23 protein-coding genes, 1 pseudogene and 1 riboswitch are annotated in these 25,238 nt (G+C 59.7%); of the genes and pseudogenes, 8 read left to right on the top strand and 16 right to left on the bottom strand.

Going from position 1 to position 25,238, the window contains the following annotated elements:
• Window positions 1-144: 144 nt before the first annotated feature.
• On the bottom strand, window positions 145-2,130 hold the full coding sequence (dnaG, locus tag IDL90_RS07460; RefSeq protein ID WP_187994947.1) for a DNA primase: 1,986 nt from the start codon (window positions 2,128-2,130) through the stop codon (window positions 145-147).
• A 69-nt stretch (window positions 2,131-2,199) separates the two neighbouring features.
• Complete coding sequence (locus IDL90_RS07455; protein ID WP_223175272.1) at window positions 2,200-3,459, bottom strand: deoxyguanosinetriphosphate triphosphohydrolase; 1,260 nt, start codon at window positions 3,457-3,459, stop codon at window positions 2,200-2,202.
• Between the two features lie 123 nt (window positions 3,460-3,582).
• Between IDL90_RS07455 and IDL90_RS07450 the strand changes: the two genes are divergently transcribed.
• Both IDL90_RS07450 and IDL90_RS07445 read left to right on the top strand, forming a co-directional pair.
• Window positions 3,583-4,833, top strand: a complete 1,251-nt coding sequence (locus IDL90_RS07450) for a hypothetical protein (RefSeq protein WP_187994946.1) — start codon at window positions 3,583-3,585, stop codon at window positions 4,831-4,833.
• A 35-nt stretch (window positions 4,834-4,868) separates the two neighbouring features.
• The gene (locus tag IDL90_RS07445; protein WP_187994945.1) at window positions 4,869-5,822 is read left to right on the top strand and encodes a S41 family peptidase; all 954 of its coding nucleotides are present in this window, start codon (window positions 4,869-4,871) and stop codon (window positions 5,820-5,822) included.
• Window positions 5,823-5,847: 25 nt separating this feature from the next.
• On the opposite strand, the gene IDL90_RS07440 is transcribed toward IDL90_RS07445, so the two are convergent.
• From IDL90_RS07440 to IDL90_RS07430, 3 genes are read right to left on the bottom strand one after another with little or no spacing between them, the layout of a single operon-like run.
• The gene (locus IDL90_RS07440) at window positions 5,848-6,555 is read right to left on the bottom strand and encodes a type I 3-dehydroquinate dehydratase (protein ID WP_187994944.1); all 708 of its coding nucleotides are present in this window, start codon (window positions 6,553-6,555) and stop codon (window positions 5,848-5,850) included.
• Window positions 6,556-6,557: 2 nt separating this feature from the next.
• Complete coding sequence (gene dusB / locus IDL90_RS07435; protein ID WP_262509099.1) at window positions 6,558-7,766, bottom strand: tRNA dihydrouridine synthase DusB; 1,209 nt, start codon at window positions 7,764-7,766, stop codon at window positions 6,558-6,560.
• Window positions 7,759-9,150: a glycine--tRNA ligase gene (locus IDL90_RS07430; RefSeq protein WP_182141054.1), complete on the bottom strand. Its 1,392-nt coding sequence runs from the start codon at window positions 9,148-9,150 to the stop codon at window positions 7,759-7,761. Before IDL90_RS07430 ends, dusB begins: the two co-directional genes overlap by 8 nt.
• Before the next feature lie 142 nt (window positions 9,151-9,292).
• Here IDL90_RS07430 and IDL90_RS07425 point away from each other — a divergent pair, with 142 nt between their 5' ends.
• From IDL90_RS07425 to IDL90_RS07410, 4 genes are read left to right on the top strand one after another with little or no spacing between them, the layout of a single operon-like run.
• A complete protein-coding gene (locus tag IDL90_RS07425; RefSeq protein WP_187994943.1) occupies window positions 9,293-10,048 on the top strand; it encodes a metal ABC transporter ATP-binding protein in 756 nt (251 codons plus the stop codon).
• Window positions 10,020-10,886, top strand: coding sequence for a metal ABC transporter permease (locus IDL90_RS07420; protein ID WP_182141056.1), 867 nt, complete (start codon window positions 10,020-10,022; stop codon window positions 10,884-10,886). Before IDL90_RS07425 ends, IDL90_RS07420 begins: the two co-directional genes overlap by 29 nt.
• Before the next feature lie 14 nt (window positions 10,887-10,900).
• Window positions 10,901-11,293 (top strand): Fur family transcriptional regulator, encoded by a 393-nt coding sequence (locus tag IDL90_RS07415; protein ID WP_182142718.1) that lies wholly within the window; start codon window positions 10,901-10,903, stop codon window positions 11,291-11,293.
• A complete protein-coding gene (locus tag IDL90_RS07410) occupies window positions 11,293-11,796 on the top strand; it encodes a hypothetical protein (RefSeq protein ID WP_182141057.1) in 504 nt (167 codons plus the stop codon). The genes IDL90_RS07415 and IDL90_RS07410 overlap by 1 nt, the downstream gene beginning before the upstream one ends.
• Window positions 11,797-11,801: 5 nt before the next feature.
• Here the strand turns inward: IDL90_RS07410 and IDL90_RS07405 are convergent, their stop codons facing one another.
• The 3 genes from IDL90_RS07405 to IDL90_RS07395 are packed head-to-tail and all read right to left on the bottom strand — an operon-like array spanning window position 11,802 to window position 13,513.
• Window positions 11,802-12,365: an ABC transporter permease gene (locus IDL90_RS07405; protein ID WP_187994942.1), complete on the bottom strand. Its 564-nt coding sequence runs from the start codon at window positions 12,363-12,365 to the stop codon at window positions 11,802-11,804.
• A gap of 12 nt (window positions 12,366-12,377) precedes the next feature.
• The gene (locus IDL90_RS07400; RefSeq protein WP_187994941.1) at window positions 12,378-12,599 is read right to left on the bottom strand and encodes a hypothetical protein; all 222 of its coding nucleotides are present in this window, start codon (window positions 12,597-12,599) and stop codon (window positions 12,378-12,380) included.
• Complete coding sequence (locus tag IDL90_RS07395) at window positions 12,599-13,513, bottom strand: ABC transporter ATP-binding protein (RefSeq protein WP_187994940.1); 915 nt, start codon at window positions 13,511-13,513, stop codon at window positions 12,599-12,601. Before IDL90_RS07395 ends, IDL90_RS07400 begins: the two co-directional genes overlap by 1 nt.
• A gap of 147 nt (window positions 13,514-13,660) precedes the next feature.
• Here IDL90_RS07395 and IDL90_RS07390 point away from each other — a divergent pair, with 147 nt between their 5' ends.
• Both IDL90_RS07390 and IDL90_RS07385 read left to right on the top strand, forming a co-directional pair.
• Complete coding sequence (locus IDL90_RS07390; RefSeq protein WP_187994939.1) at window positions 13,661-14,107, top strand: hypothetical protein; 447 nt, start codon at window positions 13,661-13,663, stop codon at window positions 14,105-14,107.
• A gap of 145 nt (window positions 14,108-14,252) precedes the next feature.
• Window positions 14,253-16,226 carry an HNH endonuclease signature motif containing protein gene (locus IDL90_RS07385; RefSeq protein WP_187994938.1) on the top strand — a complete coding sequence of 658 codons (1,974 nt, stop codon included), beginning with the start codon at window positions 14,253-14,255 and terminating at the stop codon, window positions 16,224-16,226.
• Window positions 16,227-16,333: 107 nt separating this feature from the next.
• Here IDL90_RS07385 and IDL90_RS07380 read toward each other — a convergent pair whose 3' ends face one another.
• The 8 genes and pseudogenes from IDL90_RS07380 to era form a co-directional block, all read right to left on the bottom strand.
• Window positions 16,334-16,855 carry a hypothetical protein gene (locus tag IDL90_RS07380; RefSeq protein ID WP_220458724.1) on the bottom strand — a complete coding sequence of 174 codons (522 nt, stop codon included), beginning with the start codon at window positions 16,853-16,855 and terminating at the stop codon, window positions 16,334-16,336.
• A gap of 43 nt (window positions 16,856-16,898) precedes the next feature.
• A riboswitch (SAM riboswitch) is annotated at window positions 16,899-17,011 on the bottom strand.
• Between the two features lie 134 nt (window positions 17,012-17,145).
• Window positions 17,146-18,204, bottom strand: a complete 1,059-nt coding sequence (locus tag IDL90_RS07375; RefSeq protein ID WP_182141061.1) for a GRP family sugar transporter — start codon at window positions 18,202-18,204, stop codon at window positions 17,146-17,148.
• Entirely contained in the window at window positions 18,201-18,980 is a 780-nt protein-coding gene (locus IDL90_RS07370) for an isoprenyl transferase (RefSeq protein WP_182141062.1), read from the bottom strand. The genes IDL90_RS07375 and IDL90_RS07370 overlap by 4 nt, the downstream gene beginning before the upstream one ends.
• 2 nt (window positions 18,981-18,982) lie before the next feature.
• Window positions 18,983-20,395, bottom strand: coding sequence for a C69 family dipeptidase (locus IDL90_RS07365; RefSeq protein WP_182142721.1), 1,413 nt, complete (start codon window positions 20,393-20,395; stop codon window positions 18,983-18,985).
• 90 nt (window positions 20,396-20,485) lie between these two features.
• Window positions 20,486-21,226 carry a DNA repair protein RecO gene (recO, locus tag IDL90_RS07360; protein WP_187994937.1) on the bottom strand — a complete coding sequence of 247 codons (741 nt, stop codon included), beginning with the start codon at window positions 21,224-21,226 and terminating at the stop codon, window positions 20,486-20,488.
• The gene (gene leuA, locus IDL90_RS07355; RefSeq protein ID WP_262509098.1) at window positions 21,227-22,969 is read right to left on the bottom strand and encodes a 2-isopropylmalate synthase; all 1,743 of its coding nucleotides are present in this window, start codon (window positions 22,967-22,969) and stop codon (window positions 21,227-21,229) included.
• 150 nt (window positions 22,970-23,119) lie between these two features.
• Entirely contained in the window at window positions 23,120-24,268 is a 1,149-nt protein-coding gene (locus tag IDL90_RS07350) for an LssY C-terminal domain-containing protein (RefSeq protein ID WP_187994936.1), read from the bottom strand.
• A gap of 77 nt (window positions 24,269-24,345) precedes the next feature.
• A pseudogene (gene era / locus IDL90_RS07345) lies at window positions 24,346-25,227 on the bottom strand (GTPase Era); the annotation flags it as partial.
• Between the last annotated feature and the right edge of the window lie 11 nt (window positions 25,228-25,238).

Raw genomic sequence — 25,238 nt, 5'->3', positions numbered from 1 at the left:
AGCCGACGACGCCACTCCGCACTCAATTATCAATACCCCAACGACGTCCACTACAGTTACCAACAGTCAACACTGGCAGCATAAGAAAACCCATCAAACCGCTGTCCGAAATCCACACAGCTGCCCAGAAAGCGTAAGCTCGCTCTACTCTTCCATGCTCATGTACGCGCGCCTGCGCCTCTCCACCGCCCACAGCTGCTCAAGTGTTTCTGTCGACTCAGGCGAGGACGAATCGAGGCGTGCCAGGCGTGCCTGGAGTATCCGCCCCTGTTGTTCGAGGTCGCGCCGCACTAGCGACCGCACTAATCCCTGCGCATATTCACGCAGGTCGTCCTCTTCCACTGGGAGGGACATGACCATTAGGGCGGTGAGGTCCTCCGCTACCTGGGGACTTGCCCCATCGACTAGATCAGCACCCCAGCGTTGCGTGGCAACTCCGACCGCTGCCTCACCAACACCGACCTCTCCCTCTGCGCGTTGCAGTTGATCGAGGAAGGCATCCAGTCCTCCTCGACGTACTAACTCCGCAAACATCGCCTGATTGCGGGAATCAGCAAACGCAGCGGGCGTCAGCCCTTCCAGCCCAGCTCCGACCACGTCTAGGGGACGCTGCAACGTTGCGGCAATCGTCAGTCGTTCAGTGGAGTGCCCACCACGGCTGTCTGGCAGAAGGCGTTGCAGTGGCGGGCCCTGAGGCTCCACCACCTCAGCGGATTCGCGCCGACTTTCACTGGAGTCGCTGTGCTGCGCCTGCTGTCTGGGTTGCGTGCGAGCAGACTGGTACATTGCCCGCTCCACTTCCCTCGGTTCTAGTCCTAGCCACCCGGCAACCTGGCGCGCATACTCGGTCTGCAGGGCTCGGTCTTTGATTCCCGCAAGGATTGGTGCTGCAGCACGCAAACCCTGTACCCTTCCCTCCGCTGTATCTAGATTCAGTGACAACAAAACAGATCTGAGGACAAACTCAAACAGGGGCACCCTTGAAGCAATCAGCTTCTGCAAGGCTTCATCCCCGCCCTCAACGCGCAGTTCGCAGGGGTCTTTCCCATGAGGATCGACAGCTACAAACGTCTGGGCAGCAAAAGCTTGATCTTCCATGTAAGCACGACGCGCAGCGGCCTTTCCGGCCTCGTCCCCGTCGAACGTGAAGATGACTTCGCCACCACGCGCGCGCCCATCAGCAAGCATCACCCCTGCTGAAGCGCTCTCAACATCACCAAGCAAACGCCTCATTAGCTGGGTGTGCTCCTTGCCAAACGCGGTACCGCAGGTGGCGATCGCAGTCGTCTCTCCCGCCGCGTGAGCAGCCATCACATCCGTGTATCCCTCAACGACGATGACCCTGCGCTGCCTGGAAATATCCTTTTTCGCGAGATCGAGACCGTAGAGGACCTGTGACTTGTGATAGATCGGCGTTTCCGGGGTGTTCAAATACTTGGGGGCATTCGGGTCATCCCCTAATCTGCGGGCCCCGAAGCCCACTGTCGCACCCGTAACGTCGCGGATTGGCCACATCACCCGGTCACGGAAGCGGTCGTAGGGGCCACGCTGCCCCCTGATTGCCAAACCTGCCGCGACGATCTCATCATCCGTAAAAGCCTTCGAGCGCAAGTGTCTGGTCAAACCATCCCAGCCGGCAGGTGAAGCGCCAACACCGAACTTCTCAACGTCTTCCTTCCCGAAGTGGCGTCCCTTGAGGAACTTTCTCGCCTCCTCGGCCTCGGGCAACATGAGGTATGCCCTGTAGAACTCCTCAGCAATACGGTGTGCCTCAAGAAGGCGACGTCGCTGGCTCTGATCGGGGCCACGACGAGGGCGATCCCCGCCCTCATACCGCAACTGGACGCCATACTTACCAGCCAGGAACTCCACGGCTTCCATGAAGGAGACGTGGTTGATCTTTTGTAGGAAGGAAAAGACGTCACCGCCCTCGGAGCAACCAAAGCAGTGCCACCGGCCCAACTGGGGACGAACGTGGAATGAGGGGGTCCGTTCATCATGGAACGGACACAGGCCCTTCATTGAGCCAACACCAGCGGACTTCAGGGTGACGTGCTCTCCAACCACCTCATCAATCCGGGCGCGTTCACGCACCAAGTCGATGTCTTCACGTCTGATGAGTCCGGCCATAGCCTCAGCTTAGGTCCGCACGCCCCGCCGCGTTCCCCCTGTGGATGACGATCCCCTACGGGCGCAACTTCACAGCAGAGTGGATAGAAGACCACACAGTCTTGCGTGCCACAGATTGGCGGACACGTCGGTAAGGCACGCCACCTGATCCACAACCGCGCGCAGCCGACCAGCATCGTCCCCCGCCCGTTCCCATTCTTCAGCGAAAGGTGGTTCCAACTCTGCTGGCCCGGCCTCGACCAAAGCTTCCACGAGATCGTGGATTATTGTCCGCTGCTGGTAGTAGACAGGTTGCGTCTCCCGGGGACTCATGACGTAGTGAACGGCAATCCCCTTCAGCAAGCCGATCTCAGCCTCAGTTTCCCGCGGTATCACCAGGTTCGCACCGTAGCGTCCAAGCGGCCCACTTCCATACTGTTCGCGCGTTGCGTTCACCGTCGAGGACGCAAATCTGCCAATCAGCTGACTGGTGAGATCTTTCATTTGCGCGCGGGCCCGGTAGGAGCCGTTATAGGAGTCAGGCCAATAGGGCAGTGCAAAGACCCGCTGGGCCGCGGATTCCAGCTCCTGGCGGGTCAGGGACTTGCCGTACCAGGCCAACGTCGACGAAACAATCGCGTCGGTTTCCCCGCTGTGAAGCAACTTCTCAAGCTCGAAATGCCCTGTCACCACAGCGTCTTCGAGGTCGTGAACGGAATAGCCGATATCGTCCGACAGATCCATGACCTGGGCTTCCAAACACCGTTCACCCCTGGGCGCATCCGCACGCATCCATTTGAAGACCTCGGCGTCATCCTGGTAGTGGCCGTACTTGTGAAAAGACTTCTCGATGTCCGGCCCGTCGCCCGGGCCCCACGGATACTTGGTGATGGCGTCCAGGGTAGCGCGGGTCAGGTTCAATCCTCCGGGGGTATCGTCCTCGCCCAGCACCTTCGCCTCTAAACGTGCCACGAGCCGGAAGGTCTGTGCGTTTCCTTCGAAGCCTCCAGTGTCAGCCGCCACCTCATCCAGTGCGCGCTCCCCGTTGTGTCCAAATGGTGGATGGCCGAGGTCGTGTGCCAGGCAGGCAGCATCGACAACGTCAGGGTTGCAGCCCAACTCAAGCGCTAGACCGCGGCCCACCTGTGCAACCTCCAGAGAGTGGGTCAGCCTAGTGCGGACAAAATCATCTGATCCGGGCCCCAAAACCTGGGTCTTCGTTCCTAGACGACGCAATCCGGCAGAGTGAAGTATTCGAGCTCTATCCCGGTCAAACGGGCTGCGACGTGGGTCTTTAGGGTCCTCGTCAAGAAATCTGGCCCGATCGTCTCGATCGTAGGGCCATTCCAAACCCGATAAACTGGCATTTTGCGCGTCAAAATCACGCTCGTCGATACTGGATTTCACAATCCAAGGCTAGTATGGACGAGTGCCATCCGAGGTCATGGACCTCTTGGGAACTGGGGGTTGCAAGTGGTGCCAGACGGCCAGACCATAACCACAAGCCTGGTTCACCCGCGCGACCGGGGTGAAATGCCGTGGTGGCGCACAACCGTGGTCTGCGACATTCCCGGATTGTGGGATAACGAGGGACTGCGTCGGTTAGTGCCGATCCTCCCCGATCTTGCTGAGATGGGCTTCGAGACCCTTCTTCTGAGACCAGCAACCCCGAAGGTAGAAGATCAGCTGAGTTTTTTCCCTGAGTTCATCGCCCAGGCTCACGCCGCGGGTCTACACCTTCTGGTCAGGGCTTTTCTGCTTCCAGCCGACCAGGTTGTCACGGGCCCCGATTCGCCACCACTGGTGTCACTAGAGAAGAACGTCGATTTGCTGGCTGAACGGATTCGCGCGGCCTTGAAGGCAGGGGTTGACGGCGTGGATCTGGGTACCGTCGTGGTCACTGACGACCCCGAACCCGCCCCTTGGAAAATGCAAGCCTTTAGCTCCGCAGTCAATGTTGCACTGGCCGAACTTGCCGAATTTGATGACGAACGTATCCTTACCGCGGCTCTCCCGGCTGAACCGAAAGAGAACTTCACCCAGCACTTGACTGAGGACTGGTTCCACCACCTTCGCTCATCAGCGATGCTTGAGGTCGAATGGGAAAGCAAGGCTCTGCGGGAGGCAATTACCCATGCCTTCACCCAACGTGACTCCCTGGGACTTGCAACCCCCTGGCGTCACGTCCTTCAGCGCCCCGATATGGCGCCACTGGCAAGGGGAAGTGAGGATGTCGGCTGGGCAAAGGGTGCTCCCCTCAAACGCTATGTCGCCATGAACCTGTTCGTCGCTGCCTTACCGGGAAGCCCCTACCTGCCGTTCTTGGGTATTGGCGGAGGCACGACCTACCCCCAGGCGCAAGGCGCAACCACCGTAGAGGTGTCTTTCAATAGCACCCCGGCCGAGCAAACACTGGTGCAGATGATGACCGAAGCCCTACGTCTCCGGCGAGAAGGCGGCATGGCCGCTAGCCCACTCGCCTTCATCGACGGCCTGACTTGGACCGGGGACTCCGCAGTCGTCATGCTGGTTGGTCACACCATGGTGGTACTCAACACCTCTTCCGAGGCGGTCATTGTGCCCCGGAAGTACACACTCCTTCTTGCTTCCGCTGAAGCTGGGATTGTTGCTGGTGGTGGAACTTCCGTTCCGCCCGACACATGCTGCTGGTTCAGCCCCGCGGAACTTCGTCCCACTGATCCCGGCCAGTACCCGCGAAACTAAAGGCGGCATGCAAAGCCTTGCCCTCCCAAGCAAAAGTGCGCCCCCGCCCAATTGTTCTTGCGCTCCTTGTGGTTGGCGCACTCTGCGTCGTCTTTGCGTTGCCTTTCCTAAATCGTGGAGAGCGCGGTTCCCAGGTTGAGTTCGGCGAAGAAGTTCTGCAGATCCTTGATGCCGGGTTCCATGCTGACACCGAGGAATGGAAGGCGGACAGAGAGCGCTATGCCGCACTGGTTGAACGCACGACGACAAGGGAAGACGCCGCACAGATCCTCCACCAAGCAGCTCTGAGCGCCGGCGGGCCGCATTCGCAGGTTGTCCCCCTCTCCTCGGGAATCCTCGACACACCCGATGTTGGCGAAATGCCCGCCACCCACATTGAGGGTGGTGTCCTCACCGCGGTCCTGCCACCGTTTCGTGCAACAGATTCCCAGGCTGAGAAGTACGCCCAAACAGTCAACACCGCACTGCATGAGCCAGGAGTGTGCGGTATCGTCCTCGACCTGCGCACCAACACGGGGGGATCAACCACCGCAATGCTCCCCGCGGTTGCATCCCTTCTACCCGACGGAGTCAGCCAGGAATTCGTGGATCGCGACGGCATCGCCAAGGAGGCGCTGGAGATCCGCGGCTCCACGATGCATCAGTCGGGTAAGACATTCGGAACTTCCCTACTTCAAGGCAAGGTTGACGTTCCCGTCGCACTGATCACCGGCCCCATGACTGGAAGTGCCGCCGAGCAGGTCCTCCTTGCCTTCCGGGGACTCGATACTGCGGCATCCTTTGGTGCGCCAACGTTTGGCCTGGCCACAGGGCCCGAGTACGAGCAGGTTGAGGACTATGTGGTCGCGGTTTCCACGACGAGGACGAAGGCACGGACCGGTGAGGTTTTCGGGGACGATCCGATAGCGCCCGACGTACTTGCGGATTCTGACAGCGCTGAGGCATCCGCAAAGGAATGGTTGGTATCCCGGGGCTGCCCGACTCAGTGACTTCAGCCCGCTGCCGGGCGACCCTTCAGATCACGCTGGCGCGGATCTCTTCAACAGTTGGCTGGCCCGGAGCGCTCTCCACACTGCCGCGGGCAAATGTGAAGGCGCTCATCAGTGCGGAGTTACCCAAGCGAGACTCAGTTCCAAGCGGGCCCATCCCGATAACGACCGTGGGCATCGACAGGTGTTCGGCCGCCCAAACCTGAAGGTTCTTCACCAGGGCGAGGTCGGCCTCGGTCGTAACCATCCACGCCACCTTACCGACGCCGCACCCCAAGTCCTGCATCTGGCCCAGAAGTTGCACCGTGGTGGCGGCGCTTGGCTCAGTTGTGAAGTCATGGAAAGAGCCGACAACCGCGGTTCTCCCCCGAAGCTCCGCAATCAATTCTTCGGCACCCCGGTATCCGACCTCGACATCCACTAGGTCAGCCCAGCCCCCAGCATCGCGCAGAATCGAGCGGTACTGCGCGGCGCTGCCAGTAAACCCGCCGCCTTCCTTCGCGGTTCTCATGGTTGCGAGGACGGGCTTGCCGAACTGGGCACGCAACGCAGCGCCGCTCTCCCCAACAGTCTCTGCATCCCATAGGTGCGGTCCGAGGGCGTCGATGCGCCACTCAACAATGTCCGCACCGGCTCCAACAGCGGCCTCCCACTGCAGCGCCGCTTCCTCTAGCGAAGCAGCCATGATGGGGACGACAATCGTTGCCGAGGTCGTATCAAAACTGACGCCCACGTCTATCCTCCATCGCTTCCATCACCATCATCCAAGCCTGCCCGTTGATCATCATTCAAGTAGCGGCTCTCCAACCATCCCTCAGGGAGATGAGGACGTCGCGCTGTGCCCTTACGCCCTCGGGAACCCCGAGCACCCGGCGGATAGGGCTGGTCTTGGTCCAGTTCAGCAAGTCTTGCACGCAGTTCTTCTCTGGTGGAAACCAGGTTCAGGGCTCGCCTTGCTTCACCGCCAATGGAAAAACCACGCAGATACCAGCCGACGTGCTTACGAAGCTCCTTCATGGCACGCTCCTCGATGCCATCAAACCGCACGGCCAACTCTGCGTGGCGGTTCAAAACTTCGCAAATCTCAGCCAAAGTGGGGTCGCGTGGAATATTGCCGCCCCACATTGACGCGGTGATCTCACCAAAAAGCCAGGGACGCCCTTGGCATCCACGGCCCACTACAACGGCGTCACAGCCAGTTTGCTCCATCATTTCTGTGGCGTCAGATCCAGAGAAGATGTCCCCGTTTCCAAGGACTGGGATCTCCATCTGTTCCTTAAGCATTGCGATGAACGGCCAGCGGGCAGCGCCAGAGTAGTACTGCTCCTGGGTTCGGGCATGGAGGCCAACGGCCGCAACCCCTGCTTTGCGTGCAGTCTGCGCGGCATCGAAGACAGTAATGTGGTCATCGTCAATGCCGATACGCATCTTCACGGTGACGGGAACCGAACCCGGACCACCCGGGGCAGCACGATCGGCAGCCAAGACCACCGAGGAAACGATCCCCTCAAACAGGTCTTTCTTCCACGGAATTGCAGCTCCCCCACCCTTGCGGGTCACCTTGGGGACCGGGCAACCGAAGTTCAAGTCAATGTGGTCCGCCAAGCCCCTCTCAACCAGCATTCCAGTGGCCAAGCCCAGTGTCTCGGGGTCCGTTCCGTACAGCTGCAACGAACGCACCGGATCGTCCTCGTCCGGCTCTACCATGTGCCACGACGCCTCATTGCCCTCAAGAAGCGCCCTCGCCGTCACCATCTCATTGACAAATAGGCCACCCGCAGCGACTAGTCGAGCAGAATCTGCGGCGCCCTGCGGTAGTCCTTCATCCGCGAACTGGCGACACAGACGTCGAAATGCACGGTCAGTGACCCCCGCCATGGGGGCCAAGATCACCGGGGTGCGAAGTGAAATGGCACCGAGGTCGATTGGTGCGAGCTCAGGCAACGTCCAAGCGTTCCAAGAGCCAGCCGCGGACGTCCGTCAGCGGGATACGAACCTGCTCCATGGTGTCGCGTTCACGAATCGTCACGGCCTGATCCTCCAACGACTCAAAGTCATAGGTGATGCAGAAAGGAGTGCCAATTTCATCTTGACGGCGGTAACGGCGCCCCACCGCACCCGTCTCGTCATACTCCACATTCCACAGGCCACGAAGACTATTGGTTAGCTCGCGTGCAGGTCCCGCCAATTCTTCCTTCTTCGACAGCGGCAACACCGCGACCTTCACGGGAGACAGGCGTGGGTCAAGGCGCAAAACGATGCGCTTATCGACGCCCCCCTTCGTGTTGGGCGCTTCGTCCTCGGAATACGCTTCAATGAGGAAGGCCATCAGGGAGCGGGTCAGACCCGCCGACGGTTCGATCACCCATGGCGTCCACCGTTCGTTCTTGGCCTGATCGAAGTAGTCCAGCTTCTTGCCGGACTTCTCGGAGTGGGTGCCGAGGTCGTAGCCGGTCCGGTTGGCGATCCCTTCCAGTTCCCCCCACTGTGATCCCTGGAACCCAAAGGTGTACTCAATGTCGACGGTGCGCTTGGAGTAGTGGGACAGCTTCTCTTGCGGGTGCTCGTAAAGACGCAGGTTGTCACGATTGACGCCGAGGTCGGTGTACCAAGCAATACGCTGGTCGATCCAGTACTGGTGCCATTCCTCATCGGTTCCGGGCTCAACAAAGAACTCCAGTTCCATCTGCTCAAACTCGCGGGTGCGGAAAATGAAGTTCCCGGGCGTGATCTCATTGCGGAAAGACTTGCCGATCTGGGCAATCCCAAACGGCGGCTTCTTACGCGCCGAAGTCATGACATTGTCGAAGTTGACAAAGATTCCCTGCGCGGTTTCCGGTCGCAGGTAGTGCAGGCCCTGTTCATCATCGACGGGACCAAGATAGGTCTTGAGGAGGCCGGAAAACGCCCTCGGCTCCGTCCACTGACCCCGCACGCCACAGTCCGGGCATGCGATCTCAGTCATCGCCACTTCGTCCTCGTCCACACCCTTCTTCTCTGCGAACTGCTCGACCAACTGGTCCTGACGGAAGCGGTGGTGACACGACTGGCACTCGATGAGCGGGTCGGTGAACGCTTCAACGTGACCCGATGCGTTCCATACGGCGGTGGGAAGAATGACAGAGGAGTCAATGCCGACCACGTCCTCACGCATGCGGACAACCGTCTTCCACCACTGACGTTTGATGTTCTCTTTGAGTTCGACGCCTAGGGGCCCATAATCCCACGCACTGCGCGTCCCGCCGTAGATCTCACCAGAGGGGAAGACGAATCCACGCCGCTTAGCAAGACTGATGACGGCGTCCAGAGTTGAAGTGTCTTGAGCCACGCTTATCTCCTCAAACAAAACTAATAGTCAGCCAGCCAGTCTACCGAGTTCCACCGCATACTGAGGCCTGCGCCCATGTGACCTGCGGCTAGCTGGCGACCACTATATTGACAATGGTTCTCACTAAGAACACCATTGGAGGATGCACACTGCCATTGCACTTCAAGATGTCGAGGCCGGCTACCGGGGCCACGTCGTCCTCCACGACCTGACTCTCAAGATCGACGAGGGCGAGTGTGTGGCTATCACCGGGAATAACGGTTCGGGAAAGTCCACACTCATCAAGACACTCATTGGCACCCTGCCCCTCATGAACGGCACGGTGAGCATTCTGGGGTCGACATGGGAGGCAGGTAAGAAGCCAACGGGCCCCCAACCGGGCTACAACATTGGCTACGTACCCCAGCGTCTCGCCTCAGCCGGAGGAATCGAATCAACTGTTTCGGAAATGGTGGCCTCCGGGCTGCTGGGATCCGGTCACCTGCGACTACCCTCCAACTGGCGTAAACGTGTCCAAGAAGCGCTGCAACAAGTGGGGATGCTCCATAGACTCCGCGAACCGTTTCAAGACCTTTCCGGGGGGCAACAGCAACGCGTGCTCATTGCGCGGGCCCTGGTTCGCAACCCATCCCTACTCCTCCTTGACGAACCTCTTTCCGGGCTGGATGAACACAACCGCATCCGCCTCAAAGAGATCCTCCAGGAGTCACTGGCTGCCGGTTGCACAGTCGTCCTTGTCCTCCATGAGCTGGGGGAACTGCGCCCGCTGATTGAGCGGGAAGTCCGCATCGCAGCCGGTCACATCACTCACGACGGTCCATGCACACACACGCACCACGGCGATGAAACCGGCCCCTGGTGGGATCACGATGAAGATAACGAGGGCGCCCGTGCTTAGCCTGTTCCTCTCCCCCCTCTTTATCTACTCCTTCCTGGCGGCTCTCCTAGTTGGCCTGTCGGCGCCCGTCGTGGGAACCTACCTTGTCCACAGGCGGCTCGCGATGCTCGGCGACGGCATCGGGCACGTCGCTCTCACCGGTGTTGCCGTTGGCTGGCTGGTGGGATCCTTGGCCAACCTCACTCCGATTGATCGGTTCGCGGTGCCCGGCGCAATAGTTGCTTCGGTTGCGGCAGCCGTCGTCATCGAATTGGTGCGCCGATCGGGGCGAACCTCCGCGGATGTCGTCCTCGCCCTCCTCTTCTACGGTGGCATCGCAGCCGGTGTGGTCCTGATCGGCTTGGCCGGGGGGTCCTCAACGCAACTGAACTCATACCTGTTCGGGTCACTTGCGACGGTCTCAATGGGCGACCTCGTCCTCATTGCCTGTATGGCCCTGGGGATATTCGCAATTGGGATCGGACTGCGGCCACTGCTTTTCTCGGTGACCAATGATGAGGACTTCGCGAGGGCGTCCGGACTACCCGTCAATACGCTGTCCATGCTGATAGCGGTCATGTCGGCAGTGACAGTTGCGGTGTCGATGCGGGTCGTCGGCGCACTGCTTGTGTCAGCAATCATGATTATCCCCGTCGCAACCGCGCAGCTGTTTGCCAAATCATTCCGCTCAACAATGGGTTTCGGGATGCTCATTGGCGCACTGGTGTCAGTGATCGGTTTGGGGATCACCTTCCAAGTGAACATCTCCCCCGGCGCAACCATTGTCGTACTGGCGGTTACGGTCTACGCGGTAACCTTTGCAGCGCGTTCAGCGCTAGAGAGGATGGCCCGCAGGTGAGTTCACCTCAAAGAATGTCCAAGCAGCGCAAAGCTGTGCTCGATAACCTCGAGTCCCACTCAACTTTCCGCAGCGCCCAAGAAATCCACGGATCCATGGAGAATGCGGGGGAAACCGCCGGTCTGGCAACCGTCTACCGCAACCTGCAGGTGCTGGAAGATTCCGGGCTGGTAGATGCGATTCGCGGGGAAAGTGGGGAGATGCTCTACCGCTCCTGTACGCCAGGATCACACCACCACCACCTGATATGTACAAGATGTGGACGCGCGGAAGAGGTGGAGCTAGACGGATTGGAGCAGATCATGCAAGATTTGGCACAGAGCCACGGGTTCGAACTGCTTGACCACACCGTTGAGCTGGCCGGACTCTGTGAGCAGTGTCGTGGCCTCGAAGAAGGAGAACAGTAATGCCAAGTTGGGCGCAGTCAGGGATCCCACTGGTGGTCTTCCTCTTCTTTGTTGTCTTCTTCCGCGCGCAAGGCACCTACTGGATCGCACGCTCCGTGCCCACGGCAATCTCCAAGTGGGGGACGAACTCCAAACGTTTCGCAGGCCTCGCAAAATGGGTTGACGGACCCGTGCCACGCAAAGGCGCTAACATCCTGGAACACTGGGGTATCGTTGCGATCCCCCTGTGCTTCCTCACTGTCGGAATGCAGACGGCTGTACTCGCGGGTTCGGGTCTGGTGCGGATGAACTGGGGCAAGTTCACGGCCGCGATGATCCCGGGATGCGTGGCTTGGGCCCTCCTCTACGGATACGGGTTGCTTGCCGTGTGGACCGCGGTTGTGAAGGCCGCTGCCGGGAGCCCGTGGGCTTGGGCTGCACTAGCGGCACTTGTTGGCACCGTCCTCGTCCTCAAGCAGCGCGGACGCATTCGCACGGCAGCAACGGCGCGCGTTTTTAACTAGTCTGGTCAGCGCCCCGTATCTCTGCGTAGCCCCCACACCGCCAAAGCGATGAACAATGCTGCCCAAATCGCGACGTTCACAAGCATGTTGGGAGTGAAATTCTCCCAGCCGTGAATCGGGAGCAGCACCATCTGACCGGCACCCCACAGTGGCGTCCACGGCGCCAAACTCTGGAAGAACGCCCCCATCTGGTCCAACGGGATCGTCAGACCGCCCCCGAAGGCAGACAGGACGACAATCGCTGACGTTGCGGCGAACGCCCCATCCGATCGCACCGCGAAACCGCATCCGAAACCAATCGCGATTCCCACCGTCGACACAAGCAAGAGGATGGGGGCGCTCTGGGCCCAAACCACGCCTGACATGGACGCGCCCGTCGCAACCCCCACGCCAAAGGTTATGAGCACAACGACGCAGCCCACGCAGAGAATCGCAACCATTCGCCCAACAAGTTGGAACAACGCAGACATCGGCGTCAGAGCGTAGAGCCTGCTCACCCCCTGAGCACGTTCCAAACTGACGTTGGCCGCAAAAGACGAAGTTGTCATCATCATGCCGAACAATGTCATAGAGACCAGGACCTACGAGGCGACATTTCCGTTTCCAACAGAGAAGTCCGAGTACTCCTGGTTGGCACCAAACATCAGGTACATGATCACGGGCATCAAAATCGCGAAGCCAATGTTGAACGGGTTGAAGAAGACTCCGCTGAATGAGACCCAGATAAAGCGGCCAAGTCCCCTGTTTGGCCTCACAACCGGGTTCTGACTACGAATCTGCTCTGCTGTCAGTGAGTGGCTCATCACTGCGGACCTTCCTTCACTCCTGTGATCGACGCGAAGATGTCTTCAAGGCTCGCATCGACCAAACGCAAGTTGTGCGCTCCCGGTACTGCCAAGAGGATGCGGGCAGCGTCATCGAGGTCGCTTCCGCTCACTACCAAACTCCCCCCTTCCCACAGTGCTGTCCAGCCGCGCCCTTCAAGGGAAGCAAGGACTCCGATGGCATCGCCCTCGTCCAAATCAATCGTCAGCCTTGCTGTGCCACGTCTCATCAGTGCGTGGGTGGGGGAATCGACGGCGACCCGGCCGTCCCTCATGATGATCGTTCGTTCGGCGAAGGCTTCGGCCTCGGCAAGATAGTGGGTCGCGAAGATGACGGTCCTGCCAGTTCCTGCTGCCTTCTTGATGACCCGCCAAAAGTCCTGGCGTGCCGTGGGGTCCATTCCAGCGGTCGGTTCATCCAGAAACAGGACCAGGGGGTCCGGGAGAAGGGCGAGGGCGAGGCGGACTCTCTGCTGTTCGCCACCGGAGAGCTTGCGGATCTTCCTCTTCACGAGGCTGCCGAGGTTGGTGGCTTCAACCACCTCCACAAGACTGAGTGGCGTGGCGTAGAACCCTCTGAATAGCGTCAGAAGCTGGTGCACCGAGAAGTCGACGGGAAGAGCCCCAGTCTGGTTGACAACCCCTATCAAACCCCGCGAGATCGCGTCTGGTGGGGACATGCCCAGTAGGTTCGCGGAGCCTGCCGTGGGGTGTTGCAGGCCCAGGGCTATGTCTATCAAGGTGGTTTTTCCTGCGCCGTTTGGCCCGAGGAGCGCAACGACCTCACCCTGGGCGATCGTCAAGGTCACGTCGTCGACTGCTGTGACTCCCCCGGGATAGCGCATCGTTACGCCCTCTAGGGCGAGCGCCGACGGAACCGAGTTGATCTCCATGGCCTTAGACTACGCAATCGCGGCGCGCGACAATAGGGCACGGCCAAGTTCCGTCGCAGGTACTGAGCTTTGGGGACTGGTGTGTAGGACGTGCTAAGACATAGGCTCAGAAACCACCCGACAAGGGGATTTATCTAAGGAGGCACAATGACACAGGACGAAGAATCGACCGGCTTCAGCGCAACTGAGCGGGCCGCCATGAAGCAGCGTGCCGAGGAACTTCGGGCAGCACGTGAAGGTGAGAAGGGTTCGGCGCGAAGGGCCCGAGAGTTGCAGGCTTGTCTCGATGCCATCAGCGCGCTTGAGGGCAGTGACCGGCAGATCGCGGAGCGATTCCATGAGATCGTCTGGGAGGTTGCGCCTGAACTTGACCCGAAGACTTGGTACGGATTTCCCTCGTATGCCCGGGACGGCAAGGTCGTTGTGTTTCTGCAGCCGGCGTCCAAGTTTGACACCAGGTACGCCACCATCGGTTTCAACGATGTCGCCGCTTTGGACGAGGGCGTGTTCTGGCCGACGTCGTTCGCTGTATTGGAGATAAATGACGAGGTCGCAGACCAGCTCAGGGTTCTGGTGAGGCGGGCGGTAGGCTAGGCGGCACAGCAGTTTTTGTGAGGTGGGTCACTGTTTGGTGTGGGGGTGGTGGTTTTGGGGGGTTGGTGTCGGAGGGTGCTCGTAGGGTTGGTTTATCGAACAGGTGTTCTACTTGTTCGGTCCTACTTATGAGGAGGTGATGATCTTGACCAGTCCTATAGAGGGCATCGTTGAGGGCAGGGCGATCCCGGCGGCCAGCTTTTCGGCCGGACCTGCAGCGGACGTTCCGGCGGGTTTGGTTGGGGTCATTACCGATTTGGCCGCGGTGGGAGCCGGTTTACCGGCGATCACTGACATCATGGGGGCGCCCAACTCGCAGGTTTTGGAGTTAGCCCAGATTACTGCCGTGTTGGTCAAGCGCTTGCAAGCCATTGGTACCGGGTGTGCGGGAGTTCTAGATCAACGTTTGAAGAGTGGGGCCCTCCATGGTGGGGCCATGGCCGGATTCACCGGGGGCGCTGCACTGGTACGGGACCTAACCGGTTGCAGTATTACCGAGGCCCGCGCCCGCCTTCGCCTTGCCGAAGCAACCCTGCCGCAAACATATCCCTCCACTGACCCTGGCAGCTGCAATGACCTCGCTAGCAACGCTGCTGGCAGTGGCAGGGGCCCTGAGGTTGGCAGTGACCCCGGCAGCGGCAGTGGCGGTGTTCCGGGGCGTGGTGCAACATTTGAGTTAGTAGCCTCCGCCCTTGAAACTGGGGGTCTTAGTGAAGCAGGCGCCCTCCGCATTGTTGACACCCTGACCCAACATGACAAACGCGGTGGCACCCACACCGGGGACATGGAAGGCCAACTAGTCGGAACCGCCCTCGGCCTACCAGGTGACAAACGCAACTACCACGATGTTGCCCAACACCTCCACAACAACAATGTCCCTACCAGAAACACCCCTACAACCACCGGCACCGACACTGACGCCGCCACTGGCGCTGGAACTGATACTGGTTTGGGCGCTGGGTTTGGTGGAACTCCCACGACTGGTTTCAGTGGCGCTCACCTAGATGAAATACGTCGCGCCTGCAGCCAAGCAGCCGACCTCTGGGACCCCCGCCAAAGCATCCAAGCCGACTACCACACCACCAGTAAACGTTTCCTCACCATCGGCCAAGAAGCACACGGACTCATCCCCCTACGCGCCAACCTCACCCCAGAAATCGCCGCCCACCTAGAAACCATGCTCAACACCATCACCTCCCCCAGAACACGCCACCACTGGGACCCCACCAACAGTGACAACACCAGTAGCGCCGGTAACCACTCCAGCAACAGTGGCGACCCGGCCCACAACAACAGTGGCGACCCGGCCAGCAACAGTAATGACAATGCTGGTGGGGTTTGGGATCAGCGCAGCCCCGCACAAAAACGCCACGACGCTTTCGCCTCCATCATCACAGTTGCCTCCAGCGCCGCCACCCACACCACCAACCTCATCAAAACCGGTCAACCAGGCACACCCCTCCTCGGCGGATCAGGCACCGTAGTCATGATGCAAACCAGCCGCCAAGCCCTACAAAACCGGCGCCCCGGCCTCATCCACACCAATCAAGGCCCCCTCACCATCTCCAACCTCGCCATCGAACACGCCGCCTGCACCGGAGCCATCCAGTTCTACGCCACCGACCCCCAAGGCAAAATCACCGAACTAGGCAACACCCAAAGAGTCTTCACCAACCACCAAAAACGCGTCATCCTCGCCCGCGACGGCGGCTGCATCATCCCCGGCTGCGACACCCCCGCCCAATGGTGCGAAGTCCACCACGTCACCCCCCACGCCCAAGGCGGCAAAACCCACACCGACAACGGCGTCCTCCTCTGCCACGGACACCACCGCCACATCGAACACGGCCCCTGGAACATCCAAATGAAAAACGGGACACCCCAAATCAAACCACCCCACTGGAAAGACCCCACACAAAAATGGCAACCAACCACACGCGTCCTCCCACCCCAAAACAAGCCACCAAACCAAACCAGCGCGCCACCAGACAGACACAGCGCAGCCCCCGACGAAACCGGTCCGCCACCAAACCAACACAGTAGGGAGCCAGGCCAACAAGGCGCGCCACCAGGCAGCCAAAATGGGACGCCACCAACACTGTGGAACCACGCCGCCTAACCGAACGCCTGGGCAGCCAAGGGATTTCGGATAGTGGGCCCTCTTAGACTGGGGGCCTTGCTGAAAGAGAAAACCCTAGGCCGCCCAAGCCCCCTTGAGTGCAACCGTCAGTCGGAAACGACCCGGGCCAGCTCTCCGGAGAGCGACATCACCATACCCAGTGCCGGCAGGTCCGGCCCGAAGAGCATATGGTCGAGGGCGCGACGCGGCGACTGTGCTCGCACAAGTCGCTCAAGCCAGGGCTTCCAGGCTTCGGCATCAAGTTGAAAAGCTGGGAACCCTTCCTCATACCACTGCTTGAAAAGATGCCCATGAGTGGCCTCATCAAGCTCGTTCCTCCTGCGCTTATCCGACAACAACTGCGCAAGTAGGTAGTACTGGAGCGGAGTAAAGCCGCCGCTGTGCAGCTCCGCGGCCGTCTCCTTCCAAACCTCAGGGACGCGGGAGCCGCCGTTGACTACGCCAGACGCAATAAAGGACACAATGGTCGCCCCGGGAAACCAAGGGCAATGGTCGAGCATATAGCGAGACCACACGGGCCGATCCACTTCAGGCACTTCACCCCACCCGTCCGTGGTCTCGAAGTCCTCTACTCCCCCATCAGCGACGGCAATCTGGAAAACAGGCATGGGAACAATCCTTACCGGAGCCCAACACGCGCACGCCTGGGCCCCCCTCGACTTGCATGAACGGTTGTTCACGCCGGTTCTTCCCCTGGGGCACCCCGCTCGACGCAGAGGGTTGCCGTGCAGCCAGCCAGGTACTGAAAGCTACAACTCTTGAACCTGCAAGAACCGTAGCACGGTCGCACGACACATTGTCGTGGGGCTGACCCTAAGCACCCTCGCCGAACGAGCAGCGGGAAGCAGCAGGCCACCGTCAAGCAGGAGGCGCTGAGTATGTCACGCCGCCAGTGTGGCTAGATTCCGTCTAGTGCGTTCGCGTATCCGAGCAGCATCGCACCGCCGACCAGAAACAGCATTCCCAACATGGTCACGCGCATCTCTTTGCGTGTCTTCTTCTCTTGGAGAATCCAGATGCCCCCAAAAGTCGCAACCACCACCGTTAACTGCGAAAGTGCAAATCCCACAGCCACCCCGAGCACATTTATTGAGTACTGCAGCACGATCAACCCCGTGCCCCACAGGACCCCCGGGAGCAAGGCGCCAACGGTAGGGCGACTCCAACGCGTATCTGGCATGCCTCGTCGCGGGGATGTGGCGATCACACCCACCACCACGAAACCAATCGCCTCCGGCAACAGCGACGTCATCGGATCAATCGACCACAACCTCGTGAGGGTAGGAAATGCAATCAAGAACAACGTAGAAATGGCCATGATGACCATTCCGGTTCGCACGGAAGCGGAAGCAGGAGCGGAAGCGGAAGCAGAAGCAGGAGCGGAAGCAGAAGCAGGAGCGGAAGCGGGTGCAGGAGCGGGATCTGCAGGAGCGGGATCCGCGGGAGCGGGATCTGCGGGAGCGAGCGGAGCAGACGTGACCCGAGCAGAATCTGCGGGAGCGACCCGAGCGGGATCCGCGGGAGCGGACACGGTGAGAGGGTCGGGCTCGCTCCAGCCCGCAAGAAATACCCCCACCAGTATTGACGCCAACGCCGCGATTCCCACCGGCAGCGCCGCCGATCCGACCCACTCTCCGAACAGGGCAATACCAAGAACCGCCACCCCGATCAGCTGACCGCCCGTCGTGAGCGGCATGACACGTGAGACACCCAGATAGTGAAAGGAAATAATCTGCAGATTCATCCCCACACCAAGCACTGCACCCGCAACAAAGGCGGTGAGAAGAACAGCGGGGTTCGTGTCCACTCCCACGCTGAGCGCCAAAACTATCGCCACTGCCAAGGCGCCAAGAAACTGCCCCATGGTCTGCTGTCGGCTGTCCCCGCCGAGCTTCATCAGCAGGACACTTGAAGACCCAAATAGCAGCGCGGGTAAGAGCCCAATCGCAAAGCTCATTGGTTGCTACCGGCAACGGCGTCAACCGCTCCGCCGTAGCGTCTCTCGCGTTCCCGGTAGGCGATCAGACGCTCCCAAAGCTGTTCCCGCCCAAACTCCGGCCACGCCTGCGGCACGAAATCTAGTTCGGCGTAAGCCAGCTGCCAAAGCAAGAAGTTAGAAATCCTTGACTCGCCCGACGTGCGTATCAACAGGTCGACGTCTGGGGCCTGCGCGGCGTACAGGTGCGACGCCAGATCGGCTTCCCTGATAGAGGAAGCCTTGCGAGTTCCAGCAGCAACTTCTTCCGCAAGCGCCCGGGCGGCGTCTGTGATTTCGGCTCTCCCCCCATAGTTGATACACAGAAGCAGTTCCGTCTTGGTGTTGTTCTTGGTTCGCTCTTCGGCAACCCGTAGCTCTTTGAGGACAGACTTCCAAAGACGTGGTCTTCGTCCGACCCAACGGACCCGCACGCCCCATTCGTCGAGGCGGTCCGTGTGCTTACGTATCACATCCCGTGAGTACCCCATAAGGAAACGGACCTCCTCGGGCGAACGCTTCCAGTTCTCCGTAGAGAACGCGTACATCGAGAGGTACTTGACGCCAGCCTCGACAGCGCCCGCGACGGTGTCCATTAGTGCAAGCTCACCGGCTCGGTGCCCTTCGGTCCTGGGCAGGCCCCTTGCATTCGCCCAACGCCCATTGCCATCCATGATCACCGCGACATGTTCGGGGACGTGGCCTAAAAGATGGGGCGGGACAACGGTGCGACCAGCACCTGGCGCATCAAGTGCCATGTCTAACCATCCGACCTGGAGAAGCTGTTCTTCATGCCGTTGCTGACAATCAGGAGAACCTTGTCGAGCACCGCCTCGGTTGCCTCTTTGACCGTGGTTGTGATCGCCTCATTGGCGGCCTCGAGAAGGCCACCTACCGATGCACTGTCGACGAGGATACGTGCCTCAGCATCAGTTTTTGCGAGGTTTTCGTGGCCTGCAGCAAGCGTGGCCTGCTGGTAGCTCTCAATCTCAGGTAGCGCCGCAGAAAACTGGGCGTCTGCCAATGCAGCGAGGATGCGGCTGGCCCAGTAGAAGTTCTCCGTTGTTACTCGGCCTGTCGTGTCAGAGACATAGTCGGGCATTTTCTCAACGTTAGTGTAGAGGGGAATCAGCGTGTTGAAAGGGTTGGAAGCAAATGCGATCCACTGTATCGAACGGGACGATTTTGGCCTTACCTGCAGGATAGAAAGTTGACTATGCCGATTGATCCCAATCGGGCGGAATAGTCTCGCCTGCTCATCGGTGCCCGCATACGGGTCATATGGGGTGCCCTGGTAGTGCGAGCTCAATACATACTTGATATCTTCAATGGTGATTTTGCGTTCTGGGTGCCGGCACCATGGAATATCGTCCGAGGTCGGTGCGTACTCCGTACTGTTGGGATTCAAGATGCGCTGCATGAACCAGGCGCGAGGAGTGTTGTAAACGTGGTCGGCATCCGAGTGTGAGCCGAATGCGTCCCGCGGGTTCAGGTTCCCATCAATGGAGAGGTCTAGCCAGTTGTCCGCGATGAAATCTCGCAAGTCAGAAGACGCCAGGTACTCGCGGCCTTCACCGAGGGCGTCCTCCACATCGAAACTGTCAATGCCCAGCTGGTTAGGCATCGTCACATAGACGTCGTCGGGGACGCGGCGCGCGATCCAGTGGTGACCTCCAACGGTTTCAAGCCACCAGATCTCATCCGCATCCGCAAAGGCGACGCCGTTCATCTCATACGTGCCGTACTGCTCCAGCAGCGCACCAAGACGAACAACACCCTCACGCGCCGAATGAATGTACGGGAGCACCAGGGTTACGAAGTCCTCTTCGCCAATGCCACCCGAGACCAGCGGGTCGGCGCCGAGGACGCGCTCGTTGCTGGTGAGCGTCTCAGTTGCGCTCATCGCTACGTTGGCCGAGTTAATCCCAGCCTGGGCCCAAATCCCCTGATCAGGGATGGCGTTCGGGGCGGCCGTGTAACGCATCGGGTCGTCTGGGAGCGGGACGGTCACCTTTGAGATGACGCTTGTGTACTCGCGGGGCTGGTCACCGGGCTTTACAACAATGATCTTCTTCGGGTGGAACTCACCGTTGGGTGAGTCCTCATTCCGCGCCACCAGAGGCGAGCCATCATAGCTTGCGTCTTTACCCACCAAAATCGTCGTGCACCCCACGAGAACCTCCTCTGTCACCTCAATGTTAAGCCCAGCGGGTCGGGGCAAATGAACGGGCACCGCAGCGCGGGGCAAGGCCGCCGCCACGCTTCAGTCCACGATGCTTGCAAATGGGAGTGCGCGCAGACGCTGCTCCAACTGCCACTGCACCCACGCCCCCGACACATCCAACGCCTCACCCCAGTGCTCACTTTCCTGTGCGAGGGCGGCCTGCCAATCAGCCCGGAGCAGCATGTCCATGAGTCTGAGCGCACCGGGTTCAACACGTAGTGCATCCGCGCCTGCGCAGTCGTCACAGACACTGCCGCCGCTACCCGCCGAAAAGTGTGAAAACCATCCTTGGGTATCGCAGTGGGCGCACCTGTCCAGGGTCGGCTGCCATCCCTCAATACTTGCGAGCCGCAACAAGTATGACGCTGCAACTAGGGCCGGTGGTTTAGTTCCGGAAGCCATGGCGTGCAGGGCGCCGTGAAGCAGGGCGAACTGCTCCGGTGACGGCAGCTCTTGCCCCTCAGTTATTCGCTGAGCCGCCTCCACAATGAGCTTCGCATTCGTGAAACTTCCGTAACTCTGAGCGATATCCACCGAGTACGCACTGATCGTCTCCGCCTGCGTCAGGGTGGCAAGCTCACTGCGGCCTCGATAGAACTGGACATCGACAAGGTTGAAGGATTGCAGCCGCGCCCCAAACTTAGAGGAAGTGCGCCGGATTCCCTTAGCAACAACCCGGAACTGCCCGCTCTTCTCCCCCAGCATCACCAGGATTCGGTCTGCTTCTCCCAGTTTGTAGGCACGTAAAACGAACGCCCTATCACGGAAAGTTCGCTGCATTCAGCGCAGGGCCCTGTTCAGCGCCGAGATGATTGCCTTGTACGACGCCCGGGCAATGGACGAGTCAATGCCGACACCCCACACCGTTCGGCCATCAACGATTGCCTCAATGTATGCAGCTGCATTCGCACCATGCCCGGAACTCATCGCGTGTTCTGAGTAATCAAGGATCCTCAGGTCGTAGCCGAGGTTCTCGAGCCCCTTCACGAATGCGTCAACCGGCCCGTTGCCCGTTGACGTCATGATCAGCTGGCTTCCCCGATCAAACAGTTCAGCCTGCAACTGAGCCCCGGAGTCATCCGAAGTCACTGAGGAACGGCCGAGGACGAATCTCCCCCACGGCTTTAAGTCCTCTGCGGCATCATTGGGCAGGTAGGCATCAGCGAAGAACTGCCACAACGTCGCGGCGTCAATCTCGCCGCCCCTCTCCTCAGTTTCAGCCTGGACGATTCGTGAAAACTCGATCTGCAGGCGCCGCGGCAACTCCAGGGAATGCGCGGACGACATGAGGAAGGCGACGCCGCCCTTCCCGGACTGCGAGTTCACGCGCACAACGGCCTCGTACGACCGGCCTACGTCATGAGGGTCAACAGGCAAGTAGGGGATCTCCCAGTACACGTCTGAGCCCTGCTCATCCACCTTGGCGGCACGGACTGCGAATCCCTTGCGGATTGCGTCCTGGTGCGAACCCGAGAAGGACGTGTACACAAGGTCACCCGCATACGGCGCGCGGTCGTGAACTCCCATACCGGTGCAGTACTCAACGGTTCGCCGGACATCGTCGATGTCGGACAGGTCCACCTGCGGATTGACACCTTGCGTGTAAAGGTTCAGCGCCAACGTCACGAGGTCGACGTTACCCGTTCGTTCACCGTGGCCGAAAAGACAGCCTTCCACTCGGTCAGCCCCGGCAAGCATGGCGAGTTCCGCTGACGCCACCGCAGTGCCACGGTCGTTGTGTGGGTGCACGGACAGCGTGATGAACTCGCGCCGCGACAGGTTAGTCGACATCCACTCCACCTGGTCCGCGTAGACGTTCGGGGTGGAACGTTCGATGGTTGCTGGCAGGTTCAGGATGATCTCTCGGTCAGGTCCCGGCTGCCAGACATCCATGACGGCCTCGCAGATGTCGAGGGCGAACTGCGGTTCAGTGTCAATGAAGATCTCCGGAGAGTACTCGTAGCCGAACACTGTTTGGTCACCGAGAATCTTCTCTGCTGCAGCCATGACGTGCCGCGTTCCCTCAACCGCAAGCGCTATGGTTTCTTCCTTGCTATTGCGGAAGACCACGTCGCGGAACATGGGTGATGTCGCATTGTAGAGGTGCACGGTTGCGCGCTTCAGGCCAACCAGGGATTCCACCGTTCTGGTGATGATCTCCGGGCGGGATTGGGTGAGGACGGAAACTGTCACATCGTCGGGGACTGCACCCGTCTCCACCAGGGAGCGCACAAAGTCAAAATCCGTTTGGGATGCTGCGGGGAACCCAATCTCGATCTCTTTGTACCCCATGCGAACCAGCAGGTCGAACATGAGGCGTTTGCGCGCTGGGTCCATCGGCTCCACCAGGGACTGGTTACCGTCACGAAGGTCGGTGGTGAGCCAGCGAGGAGCCCTAACAATCTGCTTATCCGGCCACTTCCGGTAGGTGAGGTGGGGCGGATTCGTCTGGAGGAATGGCCGGTACTTCGCGACCGGCATGGAAGAGTTTTGCTGTAAGTTAGCGGGACCGTTTGTGATCATTTGTCTGCCTTTGTATCCGTTGCTGACCGGAACGCCAAACTCCGCGGTGTGCCTTCCGATCTGGATCAGGCTTCACCGCGGCAGCTAAGTAGCAGGCTAGTCACGATCGCAATCTACAACCCTCCGTGTTGTTTCCGCAACCAACATTCATCATTTGGCCCTGCACCAGCTGCTGATCGTGGCCGTGAAGTCTGTAACCGAGTCAGATGAGAGGATCACCAGCATGATGGTTGCCACCGCGACGTGGGCGACTCCTGTTGAAGAAATGCCGGCTTGGAACCATGCAACTAGGTGAACGAGGACGTCCACACCGAAGAGCACCATCAGGAGCCACCGGGCTGGTGCCGCCCCGTAGTAGAGGGCTGGCCAGAGTAGAACGAGTACACCGATGGCAACCCACGAAAGCACCGGACTTATGGTTGTTCCCGCAATGAGGTCGCGCGCGGTAAGCAGTATCGAGACCATGATGAAGAAGGTGGCGGCGTAGATGGTTACTGGCCGCTTGGTCTGCGCGAGTTTCTGCTTCAAGGTCTTTGCTGGTGGGGGCTTGGGAGTATTCAGATGCACCTGCGGGATTGAGGCAGGCAAGGTTTCTACATCGACGATGGGAAGATTCCCATCGGTGTGAACCATGTCGCCGCCGCCATTGCGTGCGTGGAATGCGGTAGAGAACTTCTCAATCCACGTAACTTTGAGGCCCGGATCAACGCCTTTCACCGAGGAGATCGTGAAGTCACGTTCCTTGTCGATATCACCTGAGATCGCGTGCGTAACCTGCAACGTGAATGAAGACAGGCGCACTCCTGTATCAAAAGCGGCTCCGGCGAGCCAGTCAACTTCAGTTCCACCTGGCAGGGGCCAGTGCGGAGGACACTTCCAAAAACGGATGTGGTGGCGCTGGTTTGCGCTGCCGCCAACCTCTTTCTGGTAGGCAAAGTCTTGCTTTCGACCGAACAGGAAGAGAGGCGATATGGGCGCGTCAGGGTCCGGCGAACGAGTCAACACGGAGCGGATAATCCCCAGCGCTGAACCCAGTGTGATCGGGGTTGCCAGCGTCCAGCCCGCGGCCTGCATTGCGCTGTGAATGTTGTCTTCGGGACCATCCCACGCCATGTTGACAACATCGCCAAGCAGACCTGAACTCGTCCTCGCCCTCCCGATGAAGTAGTCGGGTAGAAACACTGCCGTCATGAGCTTGTAGAGGCGGGGAAGGAACACGTAGGCAATCACAGCCCACGCCACCACCGCATACACCGCGATTTCCCACTGCCGTCCTCGCGTGTCTACGACCGCGAGCACCACAAGTCAAAGTGCCGCAAACCCGGCAAAGAGGAAGAAGAAGGTGTTGACGTATGTGACCAGTTTCTTGCGTAACACTAGAAACCGAACCTCTGGAGAATCTTCGGGTCTGTCTGCCAGTTCTTCGCAACCGTAACGTGAATGTGCAGGTAGATTCGACGCCCCAGCAGGGCCTCTATTTCCTTGCGCGCCGTTGTCCCGATCTGCTTGAGACGGGACCCACCCTTACCAATAATGATTGCCTTCTGACTGTCCCGTTCCACGTAAATCGTGACGTGAACATCCAGGACACCCGCCTTTTTCCGTTCGATCAACTCCGTTACCTGGACGGCCACGGAGTGCGGCAGTTCGTGGTGCACACCTTCGAGGGCGGCTTCACGGACAAACTCGGAAATTAGGGTCTCTTCCGTCTCCTCGGTGATCTCATCTTCGGGATAAAGCGGCGGTGAAACGGGCATTTCAGAAACCAGCACCTCGGTGAGACGCTCCATATTCTCTCCGGTCTTGGCACTAACCGGGACGATTGCCGACCACGAGTCCAGCTCACTTACGGCCAGTAGGTGCTCTGCAAGCCTGTCCTTGCTGACCTGGTCGATCTTGGTGACCACAGCTATCTTGGTTGCCCCGCCGCGAGTCGCCTCACTGGTGATGAACCGATCGCCGGGACCAACCTTTTGGTCCGCGGGAAAACACACCACCACGGCATCAACGTCGATAAGTGCCTCTTGCACCATTTCGTTGAGGCGTCGGCCAAGAAGTGTCCGAGGACGGTGAAACCCCGGGGTATCAACCACAACCAGTTGCCCGTGTGGGGCCTGCACAATGCCACGAATGTTGTGGCGCGTCGTCTCTGGTCTCATTGAGGTGATGGCGACTTTGTGCCCCACAAGAGCGTTGGTCAGCGTTGACTTTCCCACGTTGGGACGCCCCACGATCGCGACAAAACCCGCCCGGAACTCGCTCATTTCTT

The organism is Schaalia sp. JY-X159 (assembly GCF_014525425.1).
Lineage (GTDB): Bacteria > Actinomycetota > Actinomycetes > Actinomycetales > Actinomycetaceae > Scrofimicrobium.
Note: the sequence above shows the minus strand (reverse complement) of the source record. Positions and strands in the feature narration are given on the sequence as shown.